14 protein-coding genes are annotated in these 14,870 nt (G+C 40.7%); 12 read left to right on the top strand and 2 right to left on the bottom strand.

The window, feature by feature from the left end:
• The first annotated feature begins 656 nt into the window (after positions 1-656).
• Positions 657-1,361 (top strand): FadR/GntR family transcriptional regulator, encoded by a 705-nt coding sequence (locus tag BMZ28_RS16530; protein WP_047782407.1) that lies wholly within the window; start codon positions 657-659, stop codon positions 1,359-1,361.
• 200 nt (positions 1,362-1,561) lie between these two features.
• Here BMZ28_RS16530 and kup read toward each other — a convergent pair whose 3' ends face one another.
• Positions 1,562-3,430 carry a low affinity potassium transporter Kup gene (gene kup / locus BMZ28_RS16525; protein WP_074824992.1) on the bottom strand — a complete coding sequence of 623 codons (1,869 nt, stop codon included), beginning with the start codon at positions 3,428-3,430 and terminating at the stop codon, positions 1,562-1,564.
• Between the two features lie 227 nt (positions 3,431-3,657).
• On the opposite strand from kup, the gene ravA reads away from it, so the two are divergent.
• Together ravA and viaA are read left to right on the top strand one after the other, a co-directional pair.
• Positions 3,658-5,175 (top strand): ATPase RavA, encoded by a 1,518-nt coding sequence (ravA, locus tag BMZ28_RS16520; protein WP_074824987.1) that lies wholly within the window; start codon positions 3,658-3,660, stop codon positions 5,173-5,175.
• On the top strand, positions 5,175-6,635 hold the full coding sequence (gene viaA / locus BMZ28_RS16515; protein ID WP_074824983.1) for an ATPase RavA stimulator ViaA: 1,461 nt from the start codon (positions 5,175-5,177) through the stop codon (positions 6,633-6,635). Before ravA ends, viaA begins: the two co-directional genes overlap by 1 nt.
• Here viaA and asnA read toward each other — a convergent pair.
• Positions 6,632-7,621: an aspartate--ammonia ligase gene (asnA, locus tag BMZ28_RS16510; RefSeq protein WP_047782410.1), complete on the bottom strand. Its 990-nt coding sequence runs from the start codon at positions 7,619-7,621 to the stop codon at positions 6,632-6,634. The genes viaA and asnA overlap by 4 nt on opposite strands.
• A 154-nt stretch (positions 7,622-7,775) precedes the next feature.
• Here asnA and asnC point away from each other — a divergent pair, with 154 nt between their 5' ends.
• From asnC to atpH, 9 genes are all read left to right on the top strand, one after another.
• Entirely contained in the window at positions 7,776-8,237 is a 462-nt protein-coding gene (asnC, locus tag BMZ28_RS16505; protein ID WP_074824981.1) for a transcriptional regulator AsnC, read from the top strand.
• Positions 8,238-8,328: 91 nt separating this feature from the next.
• Positions 8,329-8,778, top strand: a complete 450-nt coding sequence (gene mioC / locus BMZ28_RS16500; protein WP_074824979.1) for an FMN-binding protein MioC — start codon at positions 8,329-8,331, stop codon at positions 8,776-8,778.
• A 372-nt stretch (positions 8,779-9,150) separates the two neighbouring features.
• Positions 9,151-11,040 carry a tRNA uridine-5-carboxymethylaminomethyl(34) synthesis enzyme MnmG gene (gene mnmG, locus BMZ28_RS16495; protein WP_047779401.1) on the top strand — a complete coding sequence of 630 codons (1,890 nt, stop codon included), beginning with the start codon at positions 9,151-9,153 and terminating at the stop codon, positions 11,038-11,040.
• A gap of 12 nt (positions 11,041-11,052) precedes the next feature.
• Positions 11,053-11,670: a 16S rRNA (guanine(527)-N(7))-methyltransferase RsmG gene (rsmG, locus tag BMZ28_RS16490; protein ID WP_074824976.1), complete on the top strand. Its 618-nt coding sequence runs from the start codon at positions 11,053-11,055 to the stop codon at positions 11,668-11,670.
• A 600-nt stretch (positions 11,671-12,270) separates the two neighbouring features.
• Positions 12,271-12,654: a F0F1 ATP synthase subunit I gene (atpI, locus tag BMZ28_RS16485; RefSeq protein WP_047779403.1), complete on the top strand. Its 384-nt coding sequence runs from the start codon at positions 12,271-12,273 to the stop codon at positions 12,652-12,654.
• 25 nt (positions 12,655-12,679) lie between these two features.
• On the top strand, positions 12,680-13,501 hold the full coding sequence (gene atpB, locus BMZ28_RS16480) for a F0F1 ATP synthase subunit A (RefSeq protein ID WP_047779404.1): 822 nt from the start codon (positions 12,680-12,682) through the stop codon (positions 13,499-13,501).
• Positions 13,502-13,547: 46 nt separating this feature from the next.
• Entirely contained in the window at positions 13,548-13,787 is a 240-nt protein-coding gene (atpE, locus tag BMZ28_RS16475; RefSeq protein WP_047779405.1) for a F0F1 ATP synthase subunit C, read from the top strand.
• Positions 13,788-13,840: 53 nt separating this feature from the next.
• A complete protein-coding gene (gene atpF / locus BMZ28_RS16470) occupies positions 13,841-14,311 on the top strand; it encodes a F0F1 ATP synthase subunit B (RefSeq protein WP_047779406.1) in 471 nt (156 codons plus the stop codon).
• A 14-nt stretch (positions 14,312-14,325) separates the two neighbouring features.
• Positions 14,326-14,859, top strand: a complete 534-nt coding sequence (gene atpH, locus BMZ28_RS16465) for a F0F1 ATP synthase subunit delta (RefSeq protein ID WP_047779407.1) — start codon at positions 14,326-14,328, stop codon at positions 14,857-14,859.
• The last annotated feature ends 11 nt before the right edge of the window (positions 14,860-14,870 follow it).

The following is a 14,870-nucleotide window of genomic DNA, read 5'->3' as shown; positions in this document are numbered from 1 at the left end:
ATCAAACTCTTCAATTAAAAGCTTGATGCTCAAAGATTACTTTCAATAATTCACAAATGAATTACTGTCTGGTCACTCTTTAAGACTTGGTATTTTTTGTTGCTGAACACCGAAGTGTTACAGCGTGAGATACCGTCTTGTGAGTGCCCACACAGATTGTCTGATAAATTGTTAAAGAGCATGGCCAACAGTAAGCTTCGCTTGCCGTGGCACGGGCTGCGTATACTACGCTTTCCCGCTACAGAGTCAAGTGTTAAATCACAGATTTATTCATCTTAACCTCTGTCTTCGCCGGCTGTTGCCGGGTCAGTGGAGGCGCATTATAGGGACTCAGATTTATCTGGCAAGCGCTAATTGCAAAAAAGTGACTGAACGCTCTAATTTTCACCAAAATGGCCTAATTGATTAAATAGTGTCTGGTAAGTTCACAGTATTCAATAATACTGACTAAATGAAATCTCATTTAGTTACATAGATAAAAACACATTATCTACTTTCTATAGTTCATAATATAAAGATTACGTTATTACTTTTCCTATTATTAGGACAATAAGGCTTCTCCATCTATCCGGCTCGTTATACATTACCTATAAAAAGAAACAGATTTACCTAATATCTGCTACTAGCTACTACTCGCATAAAAGGATAACAAAATAATGCAATTTAACGTTCAGCAACAAGCTGCCCATCGAAATCTGTCTTATCTTGTGGCAGAAAAAATAGCGCATCGTATTCTTTCAGGTGAATTTGCCGCCGAAAGTATACTCCCCGGTGAAAATGAGCTCTGTGAAATATACAGCGTAAGTAGAACAGCTATTAGGGAAGCAGTAAAAATGCTAACGGCAAAGGGAATGTTACTCGCCAGACCACGCATAGGTACTCGAGTCATGCCTCAGTATTATTGGAATTTCCTTGATAAAGATCTGCTATCTTGGTGGATAACTAAGGATAACTTTTTTGAAGTCACCCAACATTTTGTCGTATTACGCCGAGCGCTTGAGCCACAGGCTGCGGCATTAGCAGCCATCAATGCCAGTAATGAACAACGCTATCAACTCTCACTGCTGATGGCTGAAATGCGTTCGTTGCACAAGGCGTTTGATGCTGAAAAATGGGTAAACGTTGACACCGAATTCCATAAGCTCATCTATAATGCGAGCTGCAATCCACTATTAACTTCATTTTCCAGTTTATTCAGTTCGATTTATCAAACGTACTTTAAATCCGTTACCAACAATGAAGTTATAAAATTAGAACATCACCAGTCTATTGTTGATGCAATTCTGAAGAAAAATAGCGCTGATGCACTCAAGGCAACTCAGGACTTATTAGAGAAGGACATAAAAGTTTATAATATTTAACTCCGGCAGGCCAAATAGAGCAATGAATGACTCAATTAGCTCATAATGTCGTTGGCCTACCCTAAGTTGCGACAACTAAATAAAGAAAAGAGTGCTAAGAAGCTCGTGAGCTTTCTAGATATGATTTCAAAGAGAAGCCAATAAAGTGCTTCTCCTTTCAATTCTGGATTAGATTTTTCTAATTTATAACTATTTTAAAATTAAATATCTATTTGGGTACCTAACTCAATAACCCGGTTAGGCGGTATTTTAAACTGATCGGGTGCCCGCAGCGCATTACGGTTAAGCGCCAGAAACAGTTGCCCCCTAACCCTTAAATACCATGGTCGTTTACTCAATTTAACCGACTCATGAGACAAGAAGAATGATGTTTCTTCCATGCGAAACGACAATCCTTCCAACCCACATAAATAGAAAATATTCTCAACGTTTGGTGTTTCTTTATAGCCATAACGAGTGACTACACGCCAAAATGTTGGCGATAACTGCTCAATAGTTACTCGTTGCGCATTATGTACATAAGCGGTATCCACCGTCTTGATAGTCATCAAAACGACTCTTTCATGCAATACCTTATTGTGAGTTAAATTATGCAGTAATGAGAATGGAATAACATTGGTTGTTCGTATCATAAATACCGCCGTTCCTTTAACTCTGGTAGGCGGATTTTTTTCTAATGAGGCAATCAATGCTTCCAATGAATTACCGTGTTCATTTAGTCGACGCAGCAACCGGAAACGCTCACTTTTCCAGGACGTCATAATAATAAACATACACAGCCCCAGCAACAATGGGAGCCAACCACCAGAGAACACCTTAATCAGGTTAGCGGTAAAAAGAGGTACATCAATGCACAGTAAAATAGTCAGAATGGTGACAGTAGCAATTTTAGGCCAGTGCCAGTTTTGGTAGGCCACGGTGCAAGAAAGTATCGCCGTAATAACCATGGTTCCGGTTACGGCAATACCATACGCAGCGGCCAAATTACTTGAGTGCTTAAAGGTAACAATAACCATAACAACAGCAATAAACAGCAACCAGTTAATGACCGGAATATAAATCTGCCCGGCCTCCATATCAGAGGTGTGTAAAATGCGCATTGGTGGCAGATAACCCAAATGTACTGCCTGCCGGGTCAGGGAAAATACGCCGGAAATAACCGCCTGAGAAGCAATCACCGTGGCTAACGCAGCCAAAATAAGCAAAGGTATTAATGCCCAGTCAGGCGCTAGCAGGAAAAATGGATTTTTAATCGCTTCTGGATTTCTTAACAATAATGCCCCTTGGCCAAAATAGTTCAGAACCAGACAGGGCAACACTACGGTAAACCAAGCATAACGAATCGGCATTTTGCCAAAATGTCCCATATCAGCATACAAGGCTTCAACCCCGGTAATCGCTAATACAACAGCACCTAAAGCAAAAAAAGATAATGATTTGTACTGAAGAAAAAATCCTATCGCCCAAGATGGATTAAGTGCATAAAGAACTTGAGGACTGGCAAGAATACTGCGGAAGCCTAGCAAGCCAATAACAATAAACCACAGCAGCATAATCGGCGCAAAAACCTTACTCACGCCCCCCGTTCCATGCTTTTGAATACAAAAAAGAATCGTTAAGACGACAACAGCACAAGGAACAATATAGGCTTCAAGAGAAGGCGCTAATATTTCCAAACCTTCCAACGCAGACATAACAGAAACGGCTGGAGTAATTACAACCTCACCATAAAAGAAACTACCGCCGATCAGTCCGATAACCACCACTAGCGCCGTTTTTTTATCGCTGGCATATCTTCCTGCCAGTGACATTAAAGTCAGAATACCGCCTTCACCCGCGTTATCTGCCCGCATAACAAAACTAAGATACTTTAGGGAAACAACAATAATTAACATCCAGAAAATTAAAGATAAAAAACCAAAAATAACATCTGGTTGAACGCTAAATCCATAATAGCCAGAAAAACATTCTCTTAATGTATAAAGAGGACTGGTACCTATATCACCATATACAACACCAATTGTTGCTAACATCGCGGCTGGTAATGGGCGTTTATTATCTGTACTCATCATTATTTTTTGTTGTCCGCAGTTTACACGATCGTTCCATAACCCAAAGGTATAACAATATGTTTGGCTTTAATATAAACCAGATTTCAATAGTATGTTCCGGCTGCTATTTTTACAAAAAAATAAATGTGTTATCTGATAAAGCGCTTTTAATTCTAAGATAAAAGCATTATTAATCATATATCTGCTATAATTTTCTAACTTTATATTATTTAGTTATATTTATTATGCTTAAACCTAAAACACTATCTGAAAGGATGACTCACCTAAGTGCTATTTTGGAAACCGGACTCTATGAACGACAGCATGTCGTCAGGTTATGTCTATTAGCGGCACTCTGTGGAGAAAGTGTATTTCTACTTGGCCCACCAGGAATAGCAAAAAGCCTGATAGCACGACGTTTAAAGCATATGTTTAAGCATGCCAATGCTTTTGAATACTTGATGACGCGTTTTTCAACCCCAGAAGAAGTATTTGGCCCCTTATCTATTCAGGCCTTAAAAGAAGATGGGCGCTATATCAGGTTAACCAAAAACTACCTTCCTGAAGCAGAAATCGTTTTTCTGGATGAAATATGGAAAGCAGGTCCGGCAATACTCAATACATTATTAACAGCAATAAATGAAAGACGATTTCGTAATGGCGATACAGAGTCCGCTATTCCAATGAGGTTATTGGTCACAGCCTCCAATGAATTACCGGAAGATGATAATAGCCTGGAAGCGCTCTACGATCGGATGTTAATTAGATTATCCTTAAATAACATACAAGAAAAATCTAACTTCCTGTCACTGATCGGTCATCAAAAAGATGAAAAACTAAACCCTGTAATCGAGTCACTTAGCATTAGTGATGAAGAGTACTGCCAATGGCAAGAAGATATTAATCACATTAAATTACCTAATGATGTTTTCGAGCTTATTTATAAACTACGTGAGAATATTAATGCATTAGATAATGGCCCTTATATTTCAGACCGACGTTGGAAAAAAGCGATTCGTTTATTGCAAGCCTGCGCTTTTTTCAACGATAGAGAATCCATTAATCCAGTCGATATCATTTTATTAAAAGACTGTCTTTGGCACGATATCAATTCATTAGCCTTAATAGAACATCAAATAGACCAGTTAATCACTGAACAGGCATTCCAACAAAAAAGCATTCTTTTACAAATTCAACAAATTAATAGTGACTGGTTAAAATACAAACAACAACAATCAAACCAGTTATCACTCAAGGTTGAGCGTAAAAATAACTTATTTAATCGTAAACAAATCTATTCCTTATCCACCATTATTGATGAACCAAAGATAACTTTAATGTTAGAAACTCCACTGAAGTTACACGGTATGGAAGTCACCCATATAATCATTGAAAAACAGCAACTTGATTTATGGTTAACCAAAGGTGAAACCTTAAAAGGCAAACTAAATGGCATTGGTTTTTCACAGTCTCTGGATATTAGCGTTGATGATAAACAACAGTTGATTATTCGCGATTTGTCCCTTGCCTCTTCAACATTACACTTATCAAACAAGACGTTTCATATCGAACCAACCAATGAACTCTCCCAACGCCTGCAAAATGCACAATTTAGATTGAACGAGCAGCGTAAACGTTTTATGGATGTTCAACCTTGTTTGTTTATCAATAAAGAGTGGCTTGCCAGAATAGAGGCTAGTTTACTGGCGGTTAATGACGAAATAGACAAACAAAAACAGCGCTTTACTGGGGCTGAAATATAATTATGAGTCTACAAACTATTGAGTTATTGCTCTCTATTAGCGAGAGCGAAATAGTTGAAGAATTAATTATAAGTCTGTTAGCTGCTCCTCAACTGGTTATTTTCTTTGAAAAATATCCCAAAATTAAGCATGCCTTCAACAAAGAAATTACCGCATGGAAGGCCAAATTAGGTTATACGCTACAACAATCTGAAATTCCGCCAGCAATATCAGCAGAGTTTTCTTTATATAAAGAAACCTTATTGTTGGATAACCTTTCATTTTTTAACCAACTGAATAATCTTGTCCTAAAGCTTGAAGATATTGGCTCCTCCTTTGCCCAACAGGCTAAAAAGCTGGCATCGACTTCTGAACACCGCAACGATAGCTTCCAAAGCCTATTTTTACGCGAATGGCGAAAAAGCTTCTCAGTTCAAGTAACCTCATTGCACAAATCCCTAATAGAAGAAGATTGGGAACAATTAATGTCTCAACTTCAGGAGCGTCTGGCAATAAACAGTATGCTGGAACCTTTTCTGGTAGAGAACGATAGAAGTTCAGGTCACTTATGGGATATGAGCCGCGGTGAAAAATACCGATCGGACTGTAATCTACTCATTGAATACGGCAAGTTTTTATCTCAACAGCCTGAATTACAAAAACTGGCTGAACAATTAGGTCGAAGCTATCAGCCAACGTCCATCGCTCGTAAAGATACCCAGTATGAAAAATATCGTATCATGGTCAGAGAACCCGCTACGCTACCGGAAAGCGTCAACGGTATTTATCAAAGCAACGATATTATTCGTATGCTGCCCACCGAAATGACGCTACTGAATATTGATGAGCTGGAACTGGAATTCTATCGCCGATTTCTGGAACAGCGACTACTCACCTATCAGCTCAAAGGTGAAGTTTGGCGCGAACAGGTGAAAACCCGGGCAATAACCAAAACGGTAAATGAACAGCTCCCCAAAGGACCATTTATTATTTGCGTTGATACTTCCGGTTCTATGGGCGGTTTTAATGAAAAATGTGCCAAAGCATTTTGTCTGGCGTTATTACGTATCGGTATGGCTGACAATCGGCGTTGCTATATTCTACTATTTTCAACGGAAGTCATTCACTATGAACTGACTTCTCAGACCGGTATCAATGAAGCTATCCGTTTTCTTAGCCAAAGTTTTAGAGGAGGTACCGATCTGGCCGCCTGCTTATCAGAAACACTGGAGAAAATAGATCAAAAAGCGTGGCAGGATGCAGACGTTGTCATTATTTCAGATTTTATCGCTCAACGTTTACCGGAAGATTTGATCGCTCAAATAAAACTAAAGCAGAAAAAACATAGCCACCGTTTTCATGCGGTGGCTATGTCAAAACACGGTAAACCTAACATTATGAAGATATTTGATCACGTATGGCGGTTTGATACCGGTATTAGCCAGCGGCTACGCCGCCGCTGGAATATGAATGCCGATTAAAGCATGCAGTCTACAGATTCACGTAATTCAGGAGACCAAACACCACACTGAACCTGACCAATATGCTTCTGCTGTAGTAACAGCATAACCAAACGAGATTGACCAATACCACCACCAATCGTTTGAGGCATCTCTCCTTTGATTAAAGCTTTATGCCACTCTAACTGTAAACGATCTTCATTATCTGTCATGGCCAGCTGGCGTTTCAGCGTTTCTGCGTCAACGCGAATTCCCATTGAAGATAATTCAAAAGCATCTTCCAAAACAGGGTTCCATACCAGAATATCCCCGTTCAGACCTTCGCCATCTGCGCCAGGTGTTGTCCAGTCATCATAGTCAGGTGCACGCACATCATGTGATTCACCATGAGATAACTTAGCCCCAATACCAATCAAGAATACTGCACCCAGCTCTTTTGCTATTGCACGTTCACGGCCTTTAGCATCCAAATCGGGATAACGTTGTAGTAACTCTTCACTATGCACAAAATGAATTTCTGCGGGTAAAAATGGCTTCAAACCAAATTCCTGAGCTACCGCAGCTTCAGTTTCTTTTATTGCCGCATAGATAGTACGAACCGTTTGCTTCAGATAATCAGAGCTACGTTCTGAATCAGACATAACGCGCTCCCAGTCCCACTGATCAACATAAACAGAATGAATTGGGCTTAAACGATCTTCATCAGGACGCAGAGCCTTCATGTTGGTATAAATACCTTCACCGGCAGTAAAACCAAAACGTCCCAGAGTTTGACGCTTCCATTTAGCTAATGAATGAACCACTTCAAAGGTTGCACCAGGAATAGCTTTAACTTTTACCTGAACCGCTTTCTCAGATCCGGACAAGTTATCCTGAGTACCATCACCAACACGACTTAAAATAGGTGCCTGAATTTCAACCAGACCCAATTTTTTTTCCAACTGGCGGGAGAAGAACGATTTTACAAAACTGATTTGTTGCTGCTTTTGAATAAAGGGCTGTTTCATTATGGTTATCTCAATACTGTGATGTCATTGCTAAGTATTAAGCAACAAAACAGGTACACAATTCAATATTCAATAGCAAATATAGCCAAACAGATTTCAATTATTCATTTTTTTAGCTAAATTTATAACAATCATGCAAAAAAGGGGATTAAAAATGGCCGATAATTACCAGATCGATAATTTGGACCGTGACATACTTAACGAATTAATGAAAAACGCTCGTATTCCTTATGCTGAATTAGCTAAAAATTTCAGCGTTAGTCCAGGAACAATCCACGTCCGAGTGGAAAAAATGAAACAAGCGGGAATCATTCTGGGCACACAAGTAGAAATCAGCCCAAAACAGCTTGGATATGATGTCTGCTGTTTTATCGGCATTATTTTGAAAAGCGCCAAAGACTATCCCTCTGCATTAACCAAACTGGAAAACCTGGAGGAAGTGGTTGAAGCCTATTACACCACTGGCCACTACAGTATCTTTATTAAAGTCATGACCCGATCGATTGATGGACTACAGCAGGTACTTATCAACAAGATCCAGACCATTGATGAAATACAATCTACGGAAACACTGATCTCTCTTCAGAACCCAATCATGCGGACGATCCGTCCTTAACATATTTTTACTATACCCACATTATCCACAGGTAGATCCCAGCTCTTTCACAGCGTACAATAATCAGCAAATGAAAAAAGAAAGAGCCTTTATGTCAGAAATAACCTTAATCAGCGGCAGTACATTAGGTAGTGCCGAATATGTTGCCGAACATCTTGAAGAAAAACTTACGGAAGCAGGTTTTTCTGCAGAAGTTCTTCATGGCGCAGAACTGAATGAATTAAAGCATGAAGGTATCTGGTTAATAGTGACATCAACTCACGGTGCTGGTGAGATCCCCGAAAATCTACAACCGTTATTTGAACAAATAGAAGAAGAGAATCCGGATCTCAGCAAAGTCAGATTTGGTGCCATCGGTTTAGGAAGTAAAGAATACGATACATTTTGCGGTGGAATAAAAACTGCAGATCGCATTTTGCAGGATCATGGGGCAAAAAGGATCGGCGATCGTCTGGAAATTGATGTCACTGAACATGAGATTCCGGAGGATCCGGCAGAAATTTGGCTACAAGATTGGATTATTTTACTCAATAACGATTAAATAATACGCAGTCAGTTGTGTATAAGTCTGGTCTAAAGCAGGGTTTAACCTGTAGTTATCCAAAGAATAACTTTATCATGAAGACCACCCTGTGGATAAAGAGTCATATTGCACCCAGCTTATACGAGGTAAGATCACCGATCTTCCACAGTAAAAGGATCCCATCAATAAATTGATCCTTAAAGCAAATTATTCCTTATCCACAACATGGAAGGATCCTAATAGTAGATCTAATAAGAAGATCTCTAAATAAAAAGATCTTTCTTTAATTAACCAAGATCCAAGGCAGTTGGACTAAACTTCAAAGTTAAGTAGAATCGCTGGCTCAAGATCATTTATCTCGATCGTTCGTACATCCTGAGGTGTCATACCATGTTTTATCCAGATTCCTTTGACGTCATCGTTATTGGCGGTGGTCATGCCGGAACTGAGGCCGCGATGGCTGCAGCCCGTATGGGGCAACAAACACTTTTATTAACCCATAACATTGATACTTTAGGATTAATGTCTTGTAATCCGGCTATCGGTGGTATTGGTAAAGGACATTTAGTCAAAGAAGTGGATGCTCTGGGCGGCTTAATGGCACATGCCATTGATAAAGCAGGGATTCAATTCAGAATACTCAATGCCAGTAAAGGACCAGCGGTCAGAGCAACTCGTGCTCAAGCCGATCGAGCTTTATACAAACAAGCGGTAAGATCCGCCTTGGAAAACCAACCCAATTTGATGATCTTCCAACAGCCAGCAGAAGATCTGATTGTCGAGAATGACAAAGTGACCGGAGTTGTCACTAAAATGGGATTGAAATTTAGATCTAAATCCGTCGTTCTGACAGTAGGTACTTTTCTGGACGGTAAGATCCATATTGGTTTGGAAAACTACAGCGGTGGTCGTGCAGGAGATCCTCCTTCCATTGGCTTATCCCATCGCTTACGTGAACTCCCTTTACGCGTTAATCGCTTAAAAACCGGAACACCACCAAGAATTGATGCACGTACGATCAACTTTGATATTTTGCAGCAACAACATGGTGATACACCATTACCTGTTTTCTCATTCATGGGAAATGTGGCTGAGCATCCAACTCAGATCCCGTGTTACATCACTTATACCAATGAAAAAACTCATGATGTGATCCGTAATAATCTGGATCGTAGCCCAATGTATGCTGGGATCATTGAAGGGATCGGTCCACGATATTGTCCATCGATCGAAGATAAAGTTATGCGTTTTGCCGATCGAAATTCACACCAGATCTTCCTTGAACCAGAAGGATTGACCAGCAACGAAGTCTATCCAAACGGGATATCAACTAGCCTACCGTTTGACGTACAAATGCAGATCGTTCGCTCTATGGTGGGAATGGAAAACGCAAGGATCGTTCGCCCTGGTTACGCTATTGAATATGATTTCTTCGATCCTCGCGATCTCAAACCAACGTTGGAAAGCAAATTTATCAGCGGATTATTTTTTGCCGGACAGATCAACGGAACAACTGGATACGAAGAAGCTGCGGCTCAGGGAATACTGGCTGGATTAAATGCTGGTCGTTTCTCATCAGAAAAAGAAGGATGGTCACCGCGTCGCGATCAAGCCTACATGGGCGTTTTGGTTGACGATCTTTGTACCTTAGGTACTAAAGAGCCCTATCGTATGTTTACGTCTCGTGCTGAATACCGTCTGATGTTACGTGAAGATAATGCGGATTTACGTTTAACCGAGATTGGACGTGATTTAGGTCTGGTAGACGATCAACGTTGGGAACACTTTATCCGTAAGCAGGAAATTATTGAGCTGGAACGCCAACGACTGAGAAATATTTTGGTTCATCCTAACTTACCTCAAGTTGAAGAGATCAATGCGCTATTAAAATCACCGCTCTCCAAAGAGGCAACTGGCGAAGAGCTGTTAAAACGCCCTGAAGTGGATTATGCCACGTTATCAACCTTATCCCTGTTTGCACCTGGGGTAGAAGATCCACAGGCTGCTGAGCAGGTTGAAATTCAGGTTAAATACGAGGGATACATCGCTCGTCAGCAAGGTGAAATTGATAAACATCTGCGCAATGAAAGTGCGGTACTGCCAGCCGATCTGGATTACTATCAGGTTCCAGGACTTTCCAATGAAGTCAGGGCTAAACTGATCGACCATAAACCAAGCTCTATTGGTCAGGCATCTCGGATTTCAGGTATTACACCGGCTGCAATCTCTATTTTGCTTATCTGGCTGAAAAAACAAGGGATGCTGCGTCGCAGCGCTTAAGGGAACTACGTTTTGCAAAATCAATTTGATCAACTGCTTAAATCGGCTGAAATAGACATTACCGATCGCCAGAAGCAGCAGCTTCTGGCCTATGTCGCTTTGTTGCACAAGTGGAATAAAGCCTATAATTTGACTTCTGTCCGCGATCCTCAACAAATGCTAATTCGTCACATTATGGATAGCATTGTGGTTAATTCTTATTTGCAGGGCGATAGTTTTATTGATGTTGGAACGGGGCCTGGTTTACCAGGGATACCTTTAGCCATTGTTCGCCCCAACGCACAATTCACTTTGTTAGACAGTCTGGGAAAACGCATCCGTTTTATACGCCAAGTTCTGCATGAATTGGAGATGACTAATGTCACTGCTGTTCAGTGTAGGGTAGAGGAATTTTCTGTTCCTGACGGTTTTGATGGTGTGATTAGCCGAGCTTTTGCCTCTCTTCAAGACATGCTGACTTGGTGTCATCACCTACCGGCTAAGCCACATGGTAAGTTTTATGCGCTTAAGGGAATGATTTCACAGGAAGAGCTAAAACAGATCCCTGAAGGATTTATTGTGCAAGATATTATTCGACTGAACGTTCCTGAACTGGATGGTGAACGTCATTTAGTGATAGTGAGTGGTTAAATTACCACCGATGGGTTTAATTATTTGTGCGATAAATGAATAAATAGTGCTCTTACAAAAAAATTTTAAAAGTTAAAATTAATAAGAATTTCTAAGTAAAATGAGTCTTGAATAATGCCTGTTTTTAACATTTTGACCACAACTCTAGTTCTTATTTGCGTGTGCTTGATTGAGTTGACCAATAGTTATCGAACAAGCCTTTGAAAAACCATTAAGAATGTATGTTTTGTGTTGAATCCATTCAGGTCATTGATTTTATATAAATTCACTAATAATTAATAAGATATGTGATCTTTGGTTAGTCTGGTTAAGCTAAATTATTTATGTGACTAAACTCACAAAAGGATAATTAATCGAAACATATTTAACTTTATTAGTAATAATAGGCCCCGTTTTGATTAAAAACGGTGAAAAGTGAACATTTGGGAATTTAAACATTTGTTCACTTTTTTGTTACTTAAATATAGAATTAGCCGCGTTTGTTCGTATCATTTACTCGCTTTTTCTGGCTTGACTCTAGCGGATAAAGGCAGTTTTATACACGACTCGGTTTCTACTTTTTAGGTAGAGAGATAGCTAACGCTCAAAGAGATAACAACCATGTCTGTAGCGCTTTATGATTCAGTAGCTGCCCGCAGACTTCTGTTAGTTCAATTTATCGTCGTTGTTTTACTGAGCGCGGTTTTTTGTCTTAACGGTCAAAAATGGGCTATTTCTGCTTTTTTGGGTGGTTTATCAGCTTGTTTACCCAATGCGCTGTTTTTACTGTTAACATGGCGGCAGAAGGACAACAATCAGGCTAATGGACGGCTGGCTTGGTCGTTTTTTATCGGCGAGATAGTAAAAATTATTATGACCATCGCTTTACTGGTTGTTGCGTTGGGCATTTTTAAGGCAGATTTTTTGCCTCTTTGCGTGACTTATTTAGCGGTGTTAGTGGTGCAAATACTGACGCCTGCTGTAATGAATATTTTTCGTAACTAATTGATAACAAAGAGTGAGAGGCATCATGTCTGCATCAGGGGAAATCTCTACTCCACAGGATTACATTGGCCACCACCTGAATAACCTTCAGTTGGATCTACGTAGCATGGAACTCGTTAAACCTGGCGTTGATTCGCCCGGTTTTTGGGCAATTAACATCGACTCGATGTTCTTTTCTATTGTGCTTGGTTTATTGTTTTTGCTGGTTTTCCGTCGCGTTGCGGTGAAAGCCAGTAGCGGTGTACCAAGTAAATTCCAGTGTGCGGTAGAGCTGATAATTGGTTTTGTTGACGGTACGGTTAAAGATATGTACCACGGCAAAAGCAAGGTTATCGCGCCATTGGCACTGACGGTATTCGTTTGGGTTTTCTTAATGAACCTAATGGATTTACTGCCGATCGATTTACTACCATATCTTGCTGAACACGTTCTGGGCTTACCTGCTTTGCGCGCGGTACCGACAGCGGACGTGAGCGTTACCCTTTCAATGGCAATAGGCGTATTCATTCTGATTCTTTTCTACAGTATCAAGATGAAAGGCGTTTCAGGTTTCGTAAAAGAACTTACGATGCAACCGTTTAATCACTGGGCATTTATTCCAGTTAACCTTATTTTGGAAGGCGTTAGCTTGCTATCCAAACCTGTTTCCCTCGGTCTTCGACTGTTCGGAAACATGTATGCGGGTGAGTTAATTTTCATCCTAATTGCTGGTCTGCTTCCGTGGTGGTCACAGTGGTTACTTAATGTCCCTTGGGCAATATTCCACATACTGATTATTACGTTACAGGCCTTTATCTTTATGGTTCTGACGATTGTCTATCTATCGATGGCTTCTGAAGAACACTAATATTCACAACTTGCTAAGTTTTAACTGAAATAAACTGGAGACTGTCATGGAAAACCTAAACACGGATCTGCTGTACATGGCTGCTGCTGTAATGATGGGCCTTGCAGCTATCGGTGCTGCTATCGGTATCGGCATTTTGGGTGGTAAATTCTTGGAAGGTGCTGCTCGCCAACCAGATCTTATCCCATTATTACGTACACAGTTCTTTATCGTTATGGGTCTGGTTGACGCCATCCCGATGATTGCTGTTGGTCTGGGTCTGTATGTCATGTTCGCTGTTGCGTAGCATTACACATTGAAACCACACCAAACTGTTAAATTAACAAGAGGCATTGTGCTGTGAATATTAATGCAACAATCCTCGGCCAGGCGATAGCGTTTGTCCTGTTTGTCTGGTTCTGTATGAGGTTCGTATGGCCACCGATTATCTCTGCCATCGAAAAACGTCAAAAAGAGATTGCTGACGGTTTAGCTTCTGCAGAACGGGCGAAGAAAGATCTGGATTTAGCGCAAGCCAATGTGACCGACCAGTTAGCTCAAGCCAAAGCTGACGCTCAGGTAATTATTGAGCAGGCGAATAAGCGTAAGGCTCAAATAGTTGACGAAGCTAAAGTTGAAGCTGAACAAGAACGCGCTAAGATTCTTGCTCAAGCTCAGGCTGAAATAGACGCAGAGCGCAAACGAGCGCGTGAAGAATTGCGTAAGCAAGTAGCTATGCTGGCGATTGCTGGTGCTGAGAAAATTATCGAACGTTCCGTGGATGAAGCTGCTAATAGCGACATCGTTGATAAACTGGTCGCTGAACTGTAAGGAGGGAGGGGCAGATGTCTGAATTTATTACTGTAGCTCGCCCCTACGCCAAAGCAGCTTTTGACTTTGCCGTTGAGCAAAACGATCTTGATAACTGGCAGCAGATGCTGGCATTTGCTGTAGAAGTCAGTCGTAATGAGCAGGTTGACGATTTACTATCCGGCGCAATGGCACCGGAACATTTAGCAAACATATTTATTGCTATTTGTGGTGAACAGCTCAACGAAAATGGTCAAAACCTGATAAAGGTCATGGCCGAAAATGGACGTTTAATCGTGCTTCCTGACGTGTTAGAACAGTTTATTCAATTACGTGCAGAGCAGGAGTCAACCATTGATGTGGATGTTACTGCTGCCGCTCCGTTGAATGACGCTCAGTTGGCAAATATTGCCACCGCGATGGAAAAACGTTTGTCACGCAAAGTTAAGCTAAATTGCAAAATTGATAAGTCTGTTATGGCCGGTTTTATCATCCATGCGGGTGATATGGTTATAGATGGCAGTATACGTGGCCGTCTGGAACGTTTAACAGACGTCTTGCAGTCTTAAGGGGACTGGAG

The organism is Pragia fontium DSM 5563 = ATCC 49100, assembly GCF_900112475.1.
Lineage (GTDB): Bacteria > Pseudomonadota > Gammaproteobacteria > Enterobacterales > Enterobacteriaceae > Pragia > Pragia fontium.
Note: the sequence above shows the minus strand (reverse complement) of the source record. Positions and strands in the feature narration are given on the sequence as shown.